Below are 18105 nucleotides of genomic sequence, written 5' to 3' on the forward strand. Positions count from 1 at the left end.
CCCCTGCTCCGGTCCCCGCACCCGCTCCGGTCCCCGCACCCGCTCCGGCTCCCGCCCCGGTCGCGGGGCACGACTGGGACGCGGTCGCGCTGTGCGAGTCCGGTGGCAACTGGAGCATCAACACCGGCAACGGCTACTACGGCGGGCTGCAGTTCAGCTCGGACACGTGGCTCGGCTTCGGCGGGGGCGCGTACGCCCCACGGGCCGACCTGGCCACCAGGGAGGAGCAGATCGCGACCGCGGAGAAGGTGCTCGCGAAGCAGGGGCGGGGCGCCTGGCCCACCTGCGGCCGCAACCTCTGACCTCCGGTTCCGCTCGAAGGATGACCGACACGCCGTGATCGGCGGGCGCGCCACCGCCGCCGTGAACCTCGACGGCACGCGATCTCCGCGCACGAGCGCGAGGGCGCGTGCCGAGGGTGAGGCCGGCTGGGCGCCACGGCCACCCGCCCGCTCGCCCACCCGCGTGAGGCAGTGATCACGTACTCGCCGGTAGCCGGTGGGACCTGCGCCCAAGGGCTAGGTTCTGGAGGGATCGTGACGTCGGCAGGGGAGTGGCACGTGGGCAGATCGGTGCTGGTGACCGGCGGGAACCGGGGGATCGGGCTGGCCATCGCCCGCTCGTTCGCCGAGCAGGGCGACGCCGTGGCCGTCACCCACCGCGGCAGCGGCGCGCCCGACGGGCTGTTCGGCGTGCAGTGCGACGTCACCAGCAGCGAGGACGTCGACCGCGCGTTCAGCGAGGTCGAGGCGCACCAGGGCCCGGTCGAGGTGCTGGTGAGCAACGCCGGGATCACCCGCGACGGGCTGCTGATGCGCATGAAGGAGGACGACTTCACAGACGTCCTCGACGCGAACCTCACCGCCGCCTACCGGGTCGCCAAGCGCGCGACGCCGAAGATGGTGCGCGCCCGGGCGGGCCGGATGATCTTCGTGTCGTCGGTCGTGGGCCTGCTCGGCTCGGCGGGCCAGGCGAACTACGCGGCCTCGAAGTCCGGGTTGGTCGGCCTGGCCCGCTCGATCGCCCGCGAGCTCGGCAGCCGGAACATCACCGCGAACGTGGTGGCGCCCGGCTTCGTGACCACGGACATGACCGCGGAGCTGCCCGAGGCCCGGCAGAAGGAGATCCTGGGGCAGGTGCCGCTGGGGCGGTACGCCGACGCCGACGAGATCGCCGGTGTCGTGCGCTTCCTGGCCGGCGACGCGGCGGGATACATCACCGGGGCGGTCGTCCCGGTCGACGGCGGACTGGGAATGGGGCACTGATGGGCATCCTCGAGGGCAAGAAGATCCTGGTCACGGGGGTGCTCACCGAGGCCTCCATCGCCTTCGCCACCGCACGTCTGGCGCAGGAGCAGGGCGCCACCGTCGTCCTGTCCAACTTCGGTCGTGCGCTCTCGCTGTGCCAGCGGATCGCCAAGCGGCTGCCGCAGGAGGCCGCCGTCGTCGAGCTCGACGTGACGAACACCGAGCACCTCGGCTCGCTGGCCGACCGGTTGCGCGAGATCGACGGACTCGACGGCCGTCTCGATGGGGTTGTCCACTCGATCGGCTTCGCCCCGCAGGAGGCGATGGGGGAGGGCTTCCCCGAGGTCGCGTGGGAGCACGCCGCCACGGCGTTCCAGGTCTCGGCCTGGTCCTACGCCTCGCTGACGCAGGCCTGCCGTCCGCTGCTGGCCAACCCGTCCTCGGTCGTCGGCCTCACCTTCGACGCCAGCGTCGCCTGGCCGGTGTACGGGTGGATGGGCGCGGCCAAGGCGGCGCTGGAGTCCACCTCCCGCTACGTGGCCCGTGAGCTCGGTCCCGAGGGCGTGCGGTCGAACATCGTCGCCGCCGGCCCGCTGCGCAGCATGGCGATGAAGTCCATCCCCGGCAGCAAGCAGTTCGAGGAGGCATGGGAGGGGCGCGCCCCGCTCGGCTGGTCGGTCACCGACACCGAGCCCGCGGGCAAGGCCGTCGTCGCGCTGTTGTCAGACTGGTTCCCCGCCACCACCGGGGAGATCGTCCACGTCGACGGAGGCTTCCACGCCGTGGGCGTGTGAGTGCATCCAGCGTCGCCCCGCAAGAGGAAAGAACCCACGTGCCCCGCGTCATCGTCGACATCACCCCTGCCGGTCAGCGCCCCGACGAGGACCCGTCGCTCGCCGTCCGCAACAACGGCGGTGTCGAGCCGTCGTCCACTTCCGCTCCGGCCGGCCGCCGTGAGGCGCTGCTGCTCCTGTCGTTCGGCGGCCCCGAGGGCCACGACGACGTGATGCCGTTCCTGGAGAACGTCACCCGGGGCCGCGGCATCCCGCGCGAGCGGCTGGAGGAGGTGGCCGAGCACTACCACCACTTCGACGGCGTCAGCCCGATCAACGACCAGAACAAGGCGCTGATCTCGGCACTCGAGGGCGAGCTGACCGCGGCCGGCATCGACCTGCCGGTCTACTGGGGCAACCGGAACTGGGCGCCCTACATCGAGGACGTCTGGCAGCAGATGGCGGCCGACGGCATCCAGCACGCCTACGTGCTGCCGACGTCGGCGTACGCCTCGTTCTCCGGCTGCCGGCAGTACCACGAGGACATCGCCCGGGCCCGTGCCGCCATGGGTGGCTCCGCCGACGCCGCCACCGGGCCGACGGCGGAGAAGCTGCCGCACTACTTCGACGCCGACGGCTTCGTGCGGGCCAACGCCGACGCACTGGCTGCCGCGCTGGCGGAGCTGCCCGCCGACGTCCGCGGCTCCGCGCGCCTGGTCGCGACGGCGCACAGCATCCCCGACTCGATGGCCGCCGTCGCCGGTCCGCAGGGGCACGCCTACGAGGCCGAGCTGATGGAGACCGCTCGGCGCGTCGTCGCGCTGGCCGCCCCCGGCCGGGACTTCGACCTCGTCTGGCAGAGCCGTTCCGGCCCCCCCTCGGTGCCGTGGCTGGAGCCCGACGTCAACGACCACCTGACGGCGCTGGCCGAGGCGGGGGAGAAGGCGGTCGTCCTCTTCCCGGTCGGGTTCGTCAGCGACCACCTCGAGGTGATCTGGGACCTCGACAACGAGGCGAAGGAGACCGCCGGCGAGCTGGGGCTGGCCTTCGCCCGCGCGGCGACGGCCGGCACCCACCCGGCGTTCGTCCGGTCGCTGGTCGGGCTGTTGACCGAGCGCCGGGCCGGGGGAGCGCCGCGGCTGGGCACGAACTGCCCTGCGTCCTGCTGCTTCACCCCGCCGCGGCCTCGCCCGACCGCCTGATCGGGGCGCTGCCTGAGCCCGTCAGCCGACGGCGGCGGGCACCGCACGGACGACGTCGACCATCCTCGTCGGTGTCGACGACGCGGTGGCCCCGGCGGGCCGGCTCGTCCAGGACGGTGGACCTGCCTGCCCCGACCATGCCCGTCAGCAGCACGACGCCCATGGAGGACGTCAGCCCGGCTAGCCGACCTTCGTGGCTGCCTCAGTCGGTGCCGGACTCCATCGCGGCGCGGTCGAGCAACTCGTCGTGCTCGGAGACCTCGCCGCGCGAGGCGATCGTCTCCGCGCCGCCCTGCTGCGAGGCGTCGATGAGACCGGTGGACGCCGCCTGTGCGGCGCCGATCGCCGCGTGCCCGGCGGGCCCACCCACCATGCCGATCCGCGCGTACTGCTCCAGTCGGGCCCGCGAGTCGGCGATGTCGAGGTTGCGCATCGTCAGCTGACCGATCCGGTCCACCGGGCCGAACGCCGAGTCCGACGTCCGCTCCATCGACAGCTTGTCCGGGTGGTAGCTGAACGACGGGCCGGTGGTGTCCAGCAGCGAGTAGTCCTCGCCGCGGCGCAGCCGCAGCGTGACCTCGCCGGTGACCGCCATGCCGACCCAGCGCTGCAGCGACTCCCTGAGCATCAGCGCCTGCGGGTCCAGCCAGCGGCCCTCGTACATGAGCCGGCCCAGCCGCCGCCCCTCCGAGTGGTAGGTCGCGAGGGTGTCCTCGTTGTGGATGGCGTTGACCAGCCGCTCGTAGGCGATGTGCAGCAGCGCCATGCCCGGGGCCTCGTAGATGCCGCGGCTCTTGGCCTCGATGATCCGGTTCTCGATCTGGTCGGACATGCCCAGTCCGTGCCGGCCGCCGATCGTGTTGGCCTCGGCCACCAGGTCGACGGCGGAGGCGAACCCCGCGCCGTTGATGCTGACCGGACGCCCCTGGTCGAACCCGATCGTCACGGTCTCGGGCACGATCTCGACCGACTCGTCCCAGAACCGCACGCCCATGATCGGCTCGACGGTCTCGATCCCGGTGTCGAGGTGCTCCAGGGTCTTCGCCTCGTGGGTGGCGCCCCAGATGTTGGCGTCGGTGGAGTAGGCCTTCTCGGCGCTGTCGCGGTAGGGCAGGCCGTGGGCGACCAGCCACTCCGACATCTCCTTGCGGCCCCCGAGCTCGGTCACGAAGTCGGCGTCCAGCCACGGCTTGTAGATGCGCAGCCCCGGGTTGGCCAGCAGCCCGTAGCGGTAGAACCGCTCGATGTCGTTGCCCTTGTAGGTCGACCCGTCGCCCCAGATCTGGACGTCGTCCTCGAGCATGGCGCGGACCAGCAGCGTGCCCGTGACGGCCCGGCCCAGGGGCGTGGTGTTGAAGTAGCTGCGCCCACCGGACCGGATGTGGAAGGCGCCGCAGGTCAGCGCGGCAAGACCCTCCTCGACGAGGGCGGCGCGGCAGTCGACCAGGCGGGCGAGCTCGGCGCCGTAGGCGGTCGCGCGGCCGGGCACCGAGCCGATGTCGGGCTCGTCGTACTGCCCGATGTCGGCGGTGTAGGTGCAGGGCACCGCCCCCTTGTCGCGCATCCACGCGACCGCGACCGACGTGTCGAGACCGCCGGAGAAGGCGATGCCGACGCGTTCGCCGACAGGGAGGGACGTGAGTACCTTGGACACGGCACAAGTATGCATGGCCATGCATGACCATGCATGGCCGGGGTCAGCGCGGGATGGCGTTGTAGGCCGCGGTCACCGCCTCGCGAACGGCGCCGGCCAGGGGGCGCAGGGCGGCGTCGCGGCGGGCGGCCTGGGCATGGTTCACCGCTGCGCCCGGTGCATCGGTGGCGGCCAGGTCGAGCACGGCCGCCAGCCGCAGCGCCCGGCCGAGGATGGACGACGCCACCGGGTCGTGGTCCGGCGGCAGGCCCGGCTCCGGGCGCGGTCGCGCCAGGCCGGCCAGCAGCGTCGGCACCTCCGGGTGCCAGCGGGCGAGGTCCAGCTCGGCCAGCGTGCGCGCGGAGTCGGTCACCGCGAGGTCGAGCGCGCCCGAGGCGGCCCGGAGGGTCCCCTCCACCGGCGGTGGGGGAGGAGCGACGCCGTCCAGGGCGTACGCCGTCCACTGCAGCACCTCGGGCCCGAGCGGCGCGGGCACCAGCGCCACCCGGTCGCCGACGGCGGCCTGCCCGGCCTCCAGGGCCGCAGGCGCCAGTCCCGGGAGCGCAGGCAGCCCTCGGACGTCGCCGGGCGCCGGCAGGACCAGCCGCATGCGCCGTTCACCGAGCCCGCGGAGGGTTCTCAGCAGCTCGCCGAGGGGAACGGCGCCCTCGGTGCCCGGCAGGCCGCTGACCCGGTGGGCGAGGTCGCCGGCGACGGCATCGAGGGTCTCGTCGTAGGAGACGCGGCCGGTGAGCCAGGCGGTTGTCCACACCGCGAGGCGGCCGGCGGGGAAGTCGTGCACGGGAGCGAGGCTACGTTCGCCGGCGCGTCCGCCCTCCGCCGCAGGTGTGTCGCCAGGTCGGGCGAGAACGGTCAGACGGGGGCTCCTGTCTGCCAGACTGCGGCCATGGCTGCCTGGGTGATCTGGCTGATCGGTGCCGTCGCGCTCGCCGTCGGCGAGGTGCTGACGCTCGACCTGGTGCTGCTCATGCTCGCCGGGGGTGCGCTGGGCGGCCTCGTCGTGGCCCTGGCCGGCGGTGGCGCGGTGCTCCAGGTCGTGGCCTTCGTCGCCGTCTCCGGCCTGCTGCTCGGCGGTGTCCGCCCGCTGGCCAGGCGCCACCTGGAGAACCGGACCCCGCTGCAGCTCGACGGCGTCGACACCCTCATCGGGCGGACGGCGAAGGTCACCCGCGACGTCGACGTGTCGGGCGGGCGCATCCAGCTGGGCGCCGACGAGTGGACCGCCCGCAGCCAGCACAGCGGCGAGTCGTTCGCCGTCGGCGCCACCGTGCGGATCCTGCAGGTCGACGGGGCGACCGCGGTCGTCGGCGACGCGCTGGAGTGAACAATGCGCCGGGTTGCTGACCTGGCGGACCGGGCCGGGCAGGATCTACACCGACCCCCGAGGAAGGGAGCCTGCCGTGGAACCGGCGCTCATCGCTCTGCTCGTCGTCGCCGTCCTGGTGATCGTCCTGCTCGCCAAGAGCGTGACCATCGTGCCGCAGGCACAGGCCAAGGTCGTGGAACGGCTGGGTCGCTACAGCCGCACCCTGTCGCCCGGCCTGTCGATCCTGGTGCCCTTCATCGACCGGGTGCGCGCCACCATCGATCTCCGCGAGCAGGTCGTCTCCTTCCCGCCGCAGCCCGTCATCACCGCCGACAACCTGCAGGTCGGGATCGACACCGTCGTCTACTTCCAGGTGACCGACCCGCGCCTGGCCGTGTACGGCATCGCGAACTACATCACCGGTATGGAGCAGCTGACCACGACGACGCTGCGCAACGTCGTGGGTGGCCTGAACCTCGAAGGTGCGCTCACCGGCCGCGACGGCATCAACAGCCAGCTGCGGTCGGTGCTCGACGGCACCACCGGCCCGTGGGGCCTGCGGGTGGCACGCGTGGAGATCAAGGCGATCGACCCGCCGCTGTCGATCCAGGACTCCATGGAGAAGCAGATGCGCGCCGACCGCGACAAGCGCGCCATCATCCTCACCGCCGAGGGTCAGCGGCAGGCGGCCATCACCTCTGCCGAGGGCGAGAAGGCCGCGGCGATCCTCTCGGCGGAGGGCAAGAAGCAGGCCGCGATCCTCGAGGCGGAGGCCGAGCGGCAGAGCCGCATCCTGCGCGCCGAGGGCGAGCGGGCCGCGCTCTACCTCCAGGCCCAGGGTCAGGCGAAGTCCATCGAGACGGTCTTCCAGGCCATCCACGACGGCAAGCCCGACCAGGGGCTGCTGGCCTACCAGTACCTGCAGACGCTGCCGCAGATCGCGCAGGGCGACGCCAACAAGATGTGGATCGTCCCGAGCGAGTTCAGCAAGGCCCTCGACGGGCTGGCCAACCTGGGCGGCGCCGGTGACGGCCGTTCCTGGATGGACGTTCCGCCGTCCGCCGACGGCGGCAACGGCGCGGCGAAGGAGGGGCTGGACACCAGCAGCTGGTTCGAATCCCAGCTGCCCCGGGCCGCCGACCAGCCGGAGGCGAAGATCGAGCTGTCGAGCATCACCGACACCGCGCCGGCCGTGCCGACGCCGCCGCCGCTGTCGGAGGTGACCGCCGACGTGCGGGCGAGCGGCCCGGCCGCCGACCCCGCCGTCCGCGAGCAGTTCGGCACGAGCGACGAAGGCGACGCGCAGCCGCGAGCCTGACGTGGGAGAGGGGACCTCCGGTACCGGAAGTCCCCTCTCTCAGTCCTTGAGGAGGCCTTCGCGCAGCTTGGCCAGGGTCTGGCTGAGCAACCGGGAGACGTGCATCTGCGAGATGCCGATGTCCGCGGCGATCTGCGACTGGGTCATGTTGCCGAAGAACCGCAGGATGAGGATGCGGCGCTCGCGGGCCGGGATGGTGGCCAGCAGCGGCTGCAGCGACTCCCGGTACTCCACACCCTCCAGCGCGGCGTCCTCCTCGCCCAGCGTCGCCGCCAGGGTGGGGGAGTCGTCCTCCCCGGAGAGCCGCTCGTCCAGCGAGCTGCTGCGGTAGGCGTTGGCCACGGCCAGCCCCTCGAGCACCTCCGCGCGCGGGATGCCCAGGTGCTCGGCCAGCTCGCTGGGCGTCGGTGCCCGCCCGTTCTTCTGCGCCAGCTCGCCGACGGCCGAGTTCAGCGACAGGTGCAGCTCCTGGAGGCGGCGCGGAACACGCACCGACCAGCCCTGGTCGCGGAAGTGCCGCTTGATCTCGCCGGTGATCGTGGGCACCGCGAAGGACAGGAACTCCACGCCGCGGGTCGGGTCGAACCGGTCGATGGCGGCGATCAGGCCGAGGGTGCCGACCTGGAGCAGGTCGTCGAACGGCTCGCCGCGGTTGCTGAACCGGCGGGCGAAGTGACGGACGAGGGGCAGGTGCTCCTCGACCAGGACCTCACGGAGCCGCTCACGCCGCGGGTCGTCCTTCTCCAGCGACGCCAGTTCGGCGAACAGCGGCGCGGTGCGCTCGGCCCGGCGCCGGTTCTCCGACATGGGTACGACGTCGGGCTCCGCGGCCGGCTCGGCCACGGGGATCTCCGCCACCGCTTCCGGGGCGTCGTCGGGCGTGCGCGCGGACGGCACGGCCGGGGTCGCGTCCTCGCCCGGTCGGGCGTCCAGCGGCTCCTCGACGGAGTCGCGGGCTGCCGAGGGGGTCACCGGGCCACCGAGAGGTCCTGGTCGCTGCCCACCCCGGCCGGCCGCTGACCGGGCAGGAACTTGTCCATGGAGATGACGGCGACGGCGTGGTGGCTGCCGTCGCCCGCCGGCACCTGGGCCTGGGTGGAGCGACGGCCCTCGACGGCGTCGACCAGTGCGGCCAGCACCGCCCAGCCGAACCCGTCGACGGGGACCTCGGTGCCGTCGGCGGTGGGGACCCAGGCGTCGATGTGCAGCCCGGCGCGCGTGGTCTCGAAGACGACGGTCAGGGGAGCGTCGCCCTCCGCGATGGTGCTGAGCGTCGCGCAGGCCTCGTCGACGGCGAGCCGGAGGTCCTCGACCGCGTCCAGGTCGTAGTCCATGCGCATCGCCAGGTCACCGGCCATGGCCCGGACCGCGGGGAGCTGGGTGGCCGTGGTGGGCACGCGCAGCTCCAGCCGTTCCGGGCGCCGCGCGTCCTGCGCGAGGGTGCCCCTCGAGTCGACCATCCGTCGTCCGCTCCTTCGTTTCCGGCGCGCTCGGCCCTCGAGTCGCGGCGGTCCATCCTGTCCGGGGGCCTCACCCCGGTGGGGCGGACCGTCGTCCGGGTCACTGCACAAGGGGACTGGTTACCCGCGGGAGCCGGGCCGGGAAACGTGTCCCTTCCCAGGGGGCGACAACCCCCGGTGCGCGGTTGCCGCGCCCCGCACCCTGCGGTTCCCTGGCCCGAGATGAGCGCCAGTTCCAGCAGTCTGCCACCCATGTCCGACGACCCCCCGGACGAGGGTTCCGCGGTGCTGGTCGCAGCCCTCGACGCGGCGCCGCAGCCGATCTTCCTCCTGCGGGCCGACACCGCCGAACCCCTCTGGTTGAACGCGCGGGCCCGCGAGCTCCACGACGGCGGCGACGGTCTCCCCGAGATCGCCGGCCGGCCGGTCACCGATGCGGTCGAGGCGGCGCTGCGCAACGGCCGCGCCGAGACGGTGCTGGGGCCGCTGGGGGTGGGCGGGTCACGGACGGCGGCGACCGTGCGGCCTCTCACCGTCGGCGGCGAGCCGGCCGCGCTCGTGGTGTTGGAGCAGGTCGGCGACGACCCCGCGGACGACCTCCACCGGGCGCAGCTGGCACTGCTCCCGCCATCCCTGCCGGTGCTGCCGGACCTGCGGCTGTCGGGCAGCTACCAACGGGCCACCGATGATTCGGTCGCCGGCGGGGACTGGTACGACGCCGTCCCGCTGGGCAAGGGGCGGCTGGCCCTCGTCGTCGGCGACGCGGTGGGGCACGGCGTCGCGGCCGCCGGGGCCATGAGCCGCCTCCGCGGTGCCCTCCGCTCGACGCTGCTGCGCGACAGCGAGCCGACCGCGGTCCTCGAGACGCTGGACGCGTTCGCCGCCGACATGGAGGACGTGGAGGGCGCGTCGATCTTCTACGGCGTCCTGGACGCCGGCACCGGACGGTTGGTCTACAGCGCCGCGGGCCACCCGGCCCCGCTGGTCGTGGGCGCCGACGGCGCGATCCGGTGGCTACGCGTCGTGCCCCGTCCGCCGCTCGGCACCCTGCCCGGCACGCCGTCGACCGTGCACGAGGACGTGCTCCCGCACGGCGCCACGCTCGTGCTCTTCTCCAACGGCGCCGTCACGGGGGCCGACGAGGGACCGGCCGAGGCCCTGGACCGCCTGGGCCAGGTGTCCCGGGAGGTGCTGGGCGGGCCGGAGGACCTGGACGCGGAGACCGCCGCAGGGCTTGCCGGCGCCATCGCCGAGGGCGTTCGCCGCCCGCACGGCTGGCTCGACGACGTCGCCGTCCTGCTCGTGCACCGCCGGGCGACCACGCCGCAGGAGTTCCGGATGGACCTGACCGCGGTGCCCCAGGCGCTGCCGGGGATCCGCCGCCGCCTCAACGGCTGGCTCACCGGCGTCGGCATGGGCGAGCAGGACCGGGTGGGGGTGATGGTCGCCGTCGGTGAGGCGTGCGCGAACGCCGCCGAGCACGCCTACGCCGGTGTCGAGCCGGGGCCGATGTCGGTGACCGCCCAGGTCGACGTCGACGGCGTCCTCACCGTGACCGTGCACGACGAGGGGACCTGGCGGCCGCCGGACCGGGACCCAGGCGACCGGGGTCGCGGACTGCTGATCATGCGCCAGCTGGTGGACGGCGTGACGCTGGTGGAGGACTCCGGCACGACGGTCATCCTCAGCTTCCGGCTGCGCCAGACGCCGGACGTGGACCTGGCCCAGCCGCGCGCCGGCGAGGGTGCGGACGTGGTCGTCGACCGGGAGGGCGAACGGCCGGTCGTCCGGGCCGGCGGGGCGGTCGACAGCCTGTGCGCCGAACAGCTGCGGATCCGCATGCTGGAAGCCAGCCACGGCGGCGCGATGCCGATGGAGCTCGACCTCGACGAGGTGAGCCTGTTCAGCAGCGCCGCGGTTCGGGTGGTCCTGGCGGTGGCGCGGATCGCCCGCGACGAGGGCTGGCGGCTGGTGGTGCACGCACCTGCCGGGCGCGTGACCCGTCACGTGCTGGAGATCAGCGGCCTGGACGGCCTGGTCGACCTGCGCTGAGGGTGACCGGCGTTTGCGGAACGTCTCCGTTGCCCATCCACCGCCCGTGAGACTGCGGCGGAGCGACGTGCACGGTCCGGGCTACCGACGACGACGTGCCGGGCGCGGCTTCGCGTACTACGACGTCGACGGCACCCTCATCAAGGACGACGAGCGGCTGGACCGGATCCGGGGTCTGGCGATCCCACCGGCCTGGAAGGACGTCTGGATCTGCCCGTGGCCGAACGGGCACATCCAGGCCACCGGCCTCGACGTCGCCGGGCGCCGCCAGTACCGGTACCACGACCAGTGGCGGGTCCGGCGGGACGCGGAGAAGCACGAGCGGGTCCTGGAGATCGCCCGCCAGCTGCCCGACGTGCGGGACGCCGTGAAGGCCGGGCTGCGCACCCGTGGCCTCAACCGCGACCGCGTGCTGGCCACCGCCATCCGGCTGCTCGACCTCGGCGCCTTCCGCGTCGGCAGCGAGCAGTACGAGGAGGAGAACGGCACCTTCGGGCTGGCCACGCTCAAGCGCGCCCACGTCTCCGTGCGGGGCGAGCGCACCTTCTACTCCTACGTCGCCAAGGGTGGGATCGACCGGGAGGTCGAGATCACCGACCGGCCCACGGCCACCGTCGTCCGGCAGCTGCTGGAGCGTCCGGCGGACGCGGGGGACGAGTTGCTGGCCTACCAGACCGACGACGGCCGCTGGCACGACGTGACCAGCGGCGAGATCAACGCCTATCTGAAGGAGATCAGCGGCGCGGAGATCTCGGCCAAGGACTTCCGGACCTGGACGGCGACCGTGCTCATGGCCGCCGCGCTGGCCGAGGCGTCGCCGCCGGCGTCGAAGACCGCGCGGAAGAAGGTGGTGAGCGCCGCCTACAAGCAGGTCAGCGAGCAGCTGGGCAACACGCCCGCGGTGTGCAAGGCGAGCTACGTGGACCCGCGGGTCGTCGACCGGTACGAGCACGGCGAGACGGTGGCGCACGCCCTTCGGGAGGCCGACGAGGCCGACGCCGACCGAGACACGCAGAAGGTGCTCGAGCAGGCCGTCTGCCAGCTGCTCTCCGCCTGAACGCCTCTGGGCCCGAACGACGACGGCCCCGCTCCGGGGGGAGCGGGGCCGTCGTCGTCGTTGCCGGGCCGGAGCCCGGCGCCGTTCAGCGTGCGGGGCTGTCGGCGATCGTGAAGAGATCGATCAGACCGGTGACCTCGAGGGGTCGGGTGACGGCACGCGTCGTGGCGATGAGGCTCAGCGCGACCTCGCGGCTGCGGGCGGACTTCTGCGTCTCCACCAGCACGGCGAGACCGGCCGAGCCCAGGAACTGGACGCCCGACAGATCGATGACGAGTTCCCGCGGCGACTGCTCGAGCTGGCTGTCCAGCGTCGAACGCAGCACGGGAGCGGTGAAGGTGTCCACCTCGCCAACGACCGTGACCGTGACCGCGCCGTCCTCACCGGTGGAGGTCGACAGCGTGATCACGTCGTCGAAGGGTGCCTCGGTGTTCTCGGTCGACACGTCGGGCTGTCCCTCGGGGGGCAGGTCGGAAGTGGTCACGGACAGTGGCTCCTCTCGGCGGCACCCGGACGGCGGACCGCCCGGACAATCTACCGCTGTGCGCTCCGGGGGCACGGAGGTCCCCGGTGCGCCGGTGATCGAACGTTTTCCCGTACCTGGCCATGGGCCCTGCACGGGGCGGCTGCCTGCTGAACCGCTGACCCAACGTAGACAACCACCACCGCGCGTGCCAACTCGCCCCCCGGGAGACACCCGTCGGGGTGCCCGGAGAGCGGGTCGGGGAGGCGCGGAGCGGCGGGATCAGCCGTCGGTGAGGTGCATGGCGGACTCCTCGGGGCCCTCGCCGCCGACGGGCGCGTCTGCGGTGGCCTCGATGTCGTCCGCGGTGCGGTTGGTCCCCGAGTCGCTGAACGGCGTCGTGGAGGTGTCCTGCTCGAGCTGGGCGTCGGCCCGGTTCGGGTCCTCCGCCGGCCGCACGTCCGGGGCGTCGTCGGGGAGCTCGCGGTCCAGGCGGCCGGTCAGCGACTCGCCCTCGGACTGCTCGAACGCGGTGGTGCCGAAGTCGGCGCTGGCGCCCGCCCGTTCGCCGGGCAGCGCCTCGAACTGCGGGTCCTCAGCGGTCTCCATCGTGGGCGAGTCGTCCTGCGCGGTCTCGGGGATGCCCTCGTCCTCGGGGAAGACGTCGCGCGCGGTCTGGCCCTCGGGCTGCGTCATGCGGTGCCTCCGTCTCTGCGCGGCGTGCGCGCGGTTCGTCGTGGCGCCGTCATCGGCGCCGGAGCCGGTCGGTGGACCGGCGTCGGACCTCCGCCCTACCCGGGCGCCTGGCGGCCATGCGCCGGTGTGCCTCGCCGCACTCCAACCGTTTCGCGGCATGGGAGCCGTTCCTCGGGGTAGCGGGGAGCCATGGCTTTCGCAGACGAGGTGCAGCGGGTCGGAGCACCGATCCGGCGGTGGGCACGGACCCAGAAGCGCGAATACACGCAGGGGGAGGCCCGTCCGCTGGCCGGTGACCTCGGGGCGATGGGCGTCTACATGAGCCTGGTCGCCGGGGGCGCGGCCGCGGTGCGCGCGTCGGGCAAGCAGCTGCCCGAGCGGATCCCGTTCGGGGATGCCGCGCTGCTCACCGTCGCGACCTTCCGGCTGGCCCGCCGGATCGCCAAGGACCCGGTCACGGCCCCGGTCCGGGCACCCTTCGTGCGGTTCGAGGGGCCGTCGGGGCACGCGGAGGTCGCCGAGGAGGTGCGCGAGCACGGCGGGGTGAAGCACGCCGTGGGGGAGCTGCTGACCTGCCCGTTCTGCCTGGCCCAGTGGGTCGGCACCGCCTTCGTGTTCGGATACGTGACCGCCCCCCGGGCGACCCGGCTGGCGGCGCTCACCATGACGACCGTCGCGGGCTCCGACGTCCTGCAGTTCGTCTACGACGCCATCCAGAACGGGGCGCTGGCGCCGTCCGAGGACGAGGCGGGCGTCGAGAGCTGACCCGCGCCGCCTGTCGCCCGTAGGGGGGAGCGGGCGCGTCGTCCGGGCTGCCGCGGGTACCGCTCGGGACCTATCCTGCGATCTTGACCCGGCCTCGGGTCCTGGAGCGCCCGGCCGGCCGGGCGCGAGGGAGGAGCGGCATGCGATCGATCTGGCGCGGCGCCGTGTCGTTCGGCCTGGTCAGCATCGGCGTGAAGCTGTACTCCGCCACCGAGGACAAGGACATCCGCTTCCACCAGGTGCACGCCGCCGACGGTGGCCGCGTGAAGTACAAGCGGGTCTGCTCGATCGACGGCGAGGAGGTCGAGTACTCCGACATCGCCAAGGGCTACGAGCTGCCCAGCGGCGAGGTCGTGATCCTCACCGACGAGGACTTCGAGGAGCTGCCCCTCACCACCCGCCGGGAGATCGAGGTCCTGGAGTTCGTCGACCAGGACGAGATCGACCCGATCATGTTCGAGAAGACCTACTACCTCGAGCCCGACGGCCCGGCCGCCCGCCCCTACGTCCTGCTGCGGGACGCGCTGGAGAACGCCGGCCAGGTGGCGATCACCAAGATCGCGCTGCGCCAGCGGGAGTCGCTGGCCGCGATGCGGGTGCGCGACGGGATCCTGGTGCTGCACACCATGCGGTGGCCCGACGAGATCCGGCGTCCCGACTTCGCGTTCCTGGACGAGGACATCTCGGTGCGGCCGCAGGAGCTGAAGATGGCCGAGGCGCTCATCGGCTCGATGACCGCCGAGTTCGACCCCACCGAGTTCACCGACGACTACCGCGAGGCCATGGCGGCGCTGCTCGAGGCCAAGCAGAGCGGCGGGGAGGTGGCACAGGTCCCCGACGCGCCGGACGACGGCGCCGCCGTCGTCGACCTGATGAGCGCGCTGCGCCGCAGCGTCGAGCGGGCCCGGGGCGGTGCGGCCGACGGCGAGTCGGCTGAGGAGCCGGCAGCTGCGAAGAAGTCGGCACCGAAGAAGGCTGCCGCCGACGAGGCCCCGGCCAAGAAGCCCGCCGCCAAGAAGCCCGCCGCGAAGAAGGCCGCCCCGAAGAAGGCGGCCGCGACGACGCCGGCGACGAAGACTCCCGCCCGGGCCGCTGCCGGCGACAAGCCGCCCGCCAAGCGGGCCCGCCGCAGCGCCTGAGGTGGTCGCTCCCGAGCCGACCGACCTCCCGCTGCCGATGCTGGCGGTCGCCGGCGACCTGCCTGCCGAGGACGGCGGCTGGGGGTACGAGTTCAAGTGGGACGGCGTCCGCGCGCTCGCGGGCGTGCGCGACGGCCGGCTCACGCTGGCCTCCCGCAAGGGGGCGGACATCACCGTGCGGTACCCGGAGGTCGGGCGGCTGCCCGCGGCGCTCGCCGGTCGCGACGTCGTCGTCGACGGCGAGATCGTGATGATGGACGCCGCCGGGCGACCCGACTTCGGGGCGCTGCAGAACCGCATGCACCGCACGGGGCCCGAGGTGTCGAGGATGGCCGCGGCCGCACCGGTGACCTATCTCGTCTTCGACCTGCTCGCCCTCGACGGCGAGGACCTGCGCGCCCGCCCGTACGCCGAGCGGCGTGCGCTGCTCGACGAGCTCGCGCCCGCCGGCGGCCGCTGGGTGTTGACCCCGTGGTGGCCGGGCTCCGGCGCGGACGTGCGGGCGGCCAGCGAGGAGAACGGCCTCGAAGGCGTCGTCGCCAAACGGCTGGCGTCCCCGTACCGCGAGGGCGCCCGCAGTCCCGACTGGCGCAAGATCAAGAACTTCTTCACCCAGTCCGTCGTCGTCGGGGGCTGGCGGCCGGGGCAGGGGCGGCGCGCCGGCACGATCGGCTCGCTGCTGGTGGGGGTGCCCGACGACGAGGGGCGGTTGGTCTACGTGGGCCACGTCGGTACCGGGTTCACCGACCAGGCGCTCCGGGACCTGCAGCGGCTGCTCACCCCTCGCCGGACGCCACCCTTCGACGGCACGCTGCCGCGCGAGGTCACCCGGGACGCGCACTGGGTCGAGCCCGACCTCGTCGGCGAGGTCGCCTACGCCGTGTGGACGGCGGAGGGGCGGCTGCGGCACCCGGCCTGGCGCGGGGTGCGCGACGACCTCGAACCGGACGACGTGGTGCGCGAGTCGTGAGGCGGCGGGGAGCGTCGTGAGCCCCGCCAAGCAGCGGGTGGAGATCGCCGGGCGCCAGCTGGCGGTCTCGAACCTCGAGAAGGTGCTGTTCCCCGAGGTGGGGTTCACCAAGGCGCAGGTCATCGACTACTACGTGCGGATCGCGCCGGTCCTGCTGCCGCACGTCGCCGGCCGGCCGGTCACCTTCACCCGCTGGCCCGACGGCGTCGAGGGGCAGGCCTTCTTCGAGAAGAACAGCGCCCGGCACGCACCCGAGTGGGTGCGGTCGGTGACGATCCCGAGCCCGGGCAGCTCGAGGGGGCGGGAGACGCTCGACATGGTGCTGCTGGAGCACGTCGCCGACCTCGCGTGGGCGGCGAACCTGGCGGCCCTGGAGATCCACGTGCCGCAGTGGCAGGTCGACGACGCCGGTGCCGCGCAGCTGCCCGACCTGCTGGTCCTCGACCTCGACCCCGGGCCGGAGACCGGCATCCTGGAGTGCTGCCTCGTGGCCGAGCGGCTCGGTGCCCGGCTCGAGGCCGACGGCCTGGACCCGGTCGTGAAGACCTCGGGGTCCAAGGGGATGCAGGTCTACGCACCGATCGAGGCCGCCGACCGCGAGCACCCGAGCCGGTACGCCAGGACGCTGGCGCAAGAGCTCAGCGCGGAGACGCCGGACGACGTGGTGTGGCGGATGGAGAAGGCGCTGCGGCCGGGCAAGGTGCTCATCGACTGGAGCCAGAACAACCCGGCCAAGACGACGGTGGCGCCCTACTCACTGCGGGCGCGCGCGGGCGCCACGGTGTCCACGCCGATCGGCTGGGACGAGGTCGACGCCGTCCGCGACGGCTCGCTGGACCCGGCCGCGCTGCGCTTCACCACCGACGACGTCCTCGCGCGGGTGGAGGAGTACGGCGACCTGTTCGACGTCGCAGGCGCCCGGCGGGCTCCGCTGCCGGACCTCTGACCCCCTCCGTGATCACGGAGCGGTGACCACCGTGCGGGGTGATTCGGTGGTCACAGCTCCATGATCACCGCCGCGGGAGGTCTGGGACGATCTTGCCCATGGCTCCCGCGCAGAAGGTCCGGCCCACCGACGCCGGCAGGCTGGTCGTCCGCTGTCCCGACCGCCCCGGGATCGTCGCGGCGATCAGCGGTCTGATGGCCGAGGTCGGCGCCAACATCACCGACTCCCAGCAGCACTCGTCGGACCCGAGCGGCGGCACCTTCACCCTGCGCCTGGAGTTCGTGCTCGCCGGCCTGGCCGCGCGCCGCGAGGAGCTGGAGGGCCGGCTGCGCGGGCTGGCGGGGGAGTGGCAGCTCACCTGGCGGCTCGTGGAGGCCTCGCACCGCCCGACGGTCGCGGTCTTCGTCAGCCTCACCGACCACGTACTGCAGGAGCTCGTCTACCGGGTGCGCGCCGGTGACCTGCGGGCCGACATCGTCGCCGTCGTCTCCAACCACCCCGACCTCGAGCCGGTGGCGGCCGCGGCAGGGATCCCGTTCCACCTCGTGCCGGTGACGGCGGGGACCAAGGCGGAGGCCGAGGCGCGGGCGCTGGAGATCATCGGCGACGTGGACCTCGTCGTGCTTGCGCGCTACATGCAGATCGTGTCCCCGGAGTTCTGCGCGCGGTTCCCGGAGCGGTTGATCAACATCCACCACAGCTTCCTGCCGGCCTTCGTCGGGGCGAACCCCTACCGGGCGGCACACGATCGCGGGGTCAAGCTGATCGGCGCCACGGCCCACTACGTGACTGCCGAGCTGGACGCCGGGCCGATCATCGAGCAGGAGGTGGCGCGGGTGGACCACCGCGCGACGGTGGAGGACATGCGCCGGGTGGGCCGGTACGTCGAGCGCCAGGTGCTGGCGCAGGCGGTCACCTGGCACGTGGAGGACCGGGTGATCGTGGAGGGTCCCCGCACCATCGTCTTCGCCTGACCGCCGCTGATGATCAGGTCTCCTGATCATCCGGGGTCCTGGCTCACCACCGGTGATGAGCCAGGACCCGGAACGATCAGGTC

Annotated in this window: 19 protein-coding genes; 13 read left to right on the forward strand and 6 right to left on the reverse strand. The window is 73.2% G+C overall.

Features of this window, described 5'->3' with window-relative positions:
• The 4 genes from C5508_RS05385 to C5508_RS05400 all read left to right on the forward strand — a co-directional run.
• A partial coding sequence (locus tag C5508_RS05385; protein ID WP_198597899.1) for a transglycosylase family protein occupies positions 1 to 302 on the forward strand: 302 nt, incomplete at its 5' end.
• Positions 303 to 560: 258 nt separating this feature from the next.
• On the forward strand, positions 561 to 1265 hold the full coding sequence (gene fabG / locus C5508_RS05390) for a beta-ketoacyl-ACP reductase (protein ID WP_104523927.1): 705 nt from the start codon (positions 561 to 563) through the stop codon (positions 1263 to 1265).
• Positions 1265 to 2041, forward strand: coding sequence for an enoyl-ACP reductase FabI (gene fabI / locus C5508_RS05395; protein ID WP_104523928.1), 777 nt, complete (start codon positions 1265 to 1267; stop codon positions 2039 to 2041). The genes fabG and fabI overlap by 1 nt, the downstream gene beginning before the upstream one ends.
• Before the next feature lie 38 nt (positions 2042 to 2079).
• The gene (locus C5508_RS05400; protein ID WP_104523929.1) at positions 2080 to 3222 is read left to right on the forward strand and encodes a ferrochelatase; all 1143 of its coding nucleotides are present in this window, start codon (positions 2080 to 2082) and stop codon (positions 3220 to 3222) included.
• 202 nt (positions 3223 to 3424) lie between these two features.
• On the opposite strand, the gene argG is transcribed toward C5508_RS05400, so the two are convergent.
• Both argG and C5508_RS05415 read right to left on the reverse strand, forming a co-directional pair.
• Positions 3425 to 4876 carry an argininosuccinate synthase gene (gene argG, locus C5508_RS05410; RefSeq protein WP_104523930.1) on the reverse strand — a complete coding sequence of 484 codons (1452 nt, stop codon included), beginning with the start codon at positions 4874 to 4876 and terminating at the stop codon, positions 3425 to 3427.
• Positions 4877 to 4919: 43 nt separating this feature from the next.
• Entirely contained in the window at positions 4920 to 5657 is a 738-nt protein-coding gene (locus C5508_RS05415; RefSeq protein WP_104523931.1) for a hypothetical protein, read from the reverse strand.
• A 105-nt stretch (positions 5658 to 5762) separates the two neighbouring features.
• Between C5508_RS05415 and C5508_RS05420 the strand changes: the two genes are divergently transcribed.
• Both C5508_RS05420 and C5508_RS05425 read left to right on the forward strand, forming a co-directional pair.
• Positions 5763 to 6200 carry an NfeD family protein gene (locus tag C5508_RS05420; protein WP_104523932.1) on the forward strand — a complete coding sequence of 146 codons (438 nt, stop codon included), beginning with the start codon at positions 5763 to 5765 and terminating at the stop codon, positions 6198 to 6200.
• A gap of 76 nt (positions 6201 to 6276) precedes the next feature.
• A complete protein-coding gene (locus tag C5508_RS05425) occupies positions 6277 to 7500 on the forward strand; it encodes an SPFH domain-containing protein (protein ID WP_104523933.1) in 1224 nt (407 codons plus the stop codon).
• 39 nt (positions 7501 to 7539) lie between these two features.
• Here the strand turns inward: C5508_RS05425 and C5508_RS05430 are convergent, their stop codons facing one another.
• Entirely contained in the window at positions 7540 to 8472 is a 933-nt protein-coding gene (locus tag C5508_RS05430; protein ID WP_104523934.1) for an RNA polymerase sigma factor SigF, read from the reverse strand.
• Positions 8469 to 8960: an ATP-binding protein gene (locus tag C5508_RS05435; protein WP_104523935.1), complete on the reverse strand. Its 492-nt coding sequence runs from the start codon at positions 8958 to 8960 to the stop codon at positions 8469 to 8471. The genes C5508_RS05430 and C5508_RS05435 overlap by 4 nt, the downstream gene beginning before the upstream one ends.
• A gap of 252 nt (positions 8961 to 9212) precedes the next feature.
• Here C5508_RS05435 and C5508_RS05440 point away from each other — a divergent pair, with 252 nt between their 5' ends.
• Positions 9213 to 11012, forward strand: a complete 1800-nt coding sequence (locus C5508_RS05440; protein WP_232796935.1) for a SpoIIE family protein phosphatase — start codon at positions 9213 to 9215, stop codon at positions 11010 to 11012.
• 46 nt (positions 11013 to 11058) lie between these two features.
• Entirely contained in the window at positions 11059 to 12069 is a 1011-nt protein-coding gene (locus C5508_RS05445) for a DNA topoisomerase IB (RefSeq protein WP_232796936.1), read from the forward strand.
• Between the two features lie 85 nt (positions 12070 to 12154).
• Here the strand turns inward: C5508_RS05445 and C5508_RS05450 are convergent, their stop codons facing one another.
• Together C5508_RS05450 and C5508_RS05455 are read right to left on the reverse strand one after the other, a co-directional pair.
• Positions 12155 to 12553 carry an STAS domain-containing protein gene (locus tag C5508_RS05450; protein ID WP_104523937.1) on the reverse strand — a complete coding sequence of 133 codons (399 nt, stop codon included), beginning with the start codon at positions 12551 to 12553 and terminating at the stop codon, positions 12155 to 12157.
• A 261-nt stretch (positions 12554 to 12814) separates the two neighbouring features.
• Positions 12815 to 13228 carry a hypothetical protein gene (locus tag C5508_RS05455; protein WP_104523938.1) on the reverse strand — a complete coding sequence of 138 codons (414 nt, stop codon included), beginning with the start codon at positions 13226 to 13228 and terminating at the stop codon, positions 12815 to 12817.
• A gap of 189 nt (positions 13229 to 13417) precedes the next feature.
• Between C5508_RS05455 and C5508_RS05460 the strand changes: the two genes are divergently transcribed.
• The 5 genes from C5508_RS05460 (at position 13418) to purU (ending at position 18022) form a co-directional block, all read left to right on the forward strand.
• Positions 13418 to 13993, forward strand: a complete 576-nt coding sequence (locus C5508_RS05460) for a DUF1360 domain-containing protein (protein ID WP_104523939.1) — start codon at positions 13418 to 13420, stop codon at positions 13991 to 13993.
• Between the two features lie 140 nt (positions 13994 to 14133).
• Positions 14134 to 15132 (forward strand): non-homologous end joining protein Ku, encoded by a 999-nt coding sequence (ku, locus tag C5508_RS05465; protein ID WP_104523940.1) that lies wholly within the window; start codon positions 14134 to 14136, stop codon positions 15130 to 15132.
• Between the two features lies 1 nt (position 15133).
• The gene (gene ligD, locus C5508_RS05470; protein WP_232796937.1) at positions 15134 to 16102 is read left to right on the forward strand and encodes a non-homologous end-joining DNA ligase; all 969 of its coding nucleotides are present in this window, start codon (positions 15134 to 15136) and stop codon (positions 16100 to 16102) included.
• A 16-nt stretch (positions 16103 to 16118) separates the two neighbouring features.
• A complete protein-coding gene (gene ligD / locus C5508_RS05475) occupies positions 16119 to 17048 on the forward strand; it encodes a non-homologous end-joining DNA ligase (RefSeq protein WP_232796938.1) in 930 nt (309 codons plus the stop codon).
• A gap of 98 nt (positions 17049 to 17146) precedes the next feature.
• Entirely contained in the window at positions 17147 to 18022 is an 876-nt protein-coding gene (gene purU, locus C5508_RS05480) for a formyltetrahydrofolate deformylase (RefSeq protein ID WP_104523941.1), read from the forward strand.
• The last annotated feature ends 83 nt before the right edge of the window (positions 18023 to 18105 follow it).

This window comes from Blastococcus atacamensis, assembly GCF_002938425.1.
In the GTDB taxonomy this organism is placed as follows: Bacteria; Actinomycetota; Actinomycetes; order Mycobacteriales; family Geodermatophilaceae; genus Blastococcus; species Blastococcus atacamensis.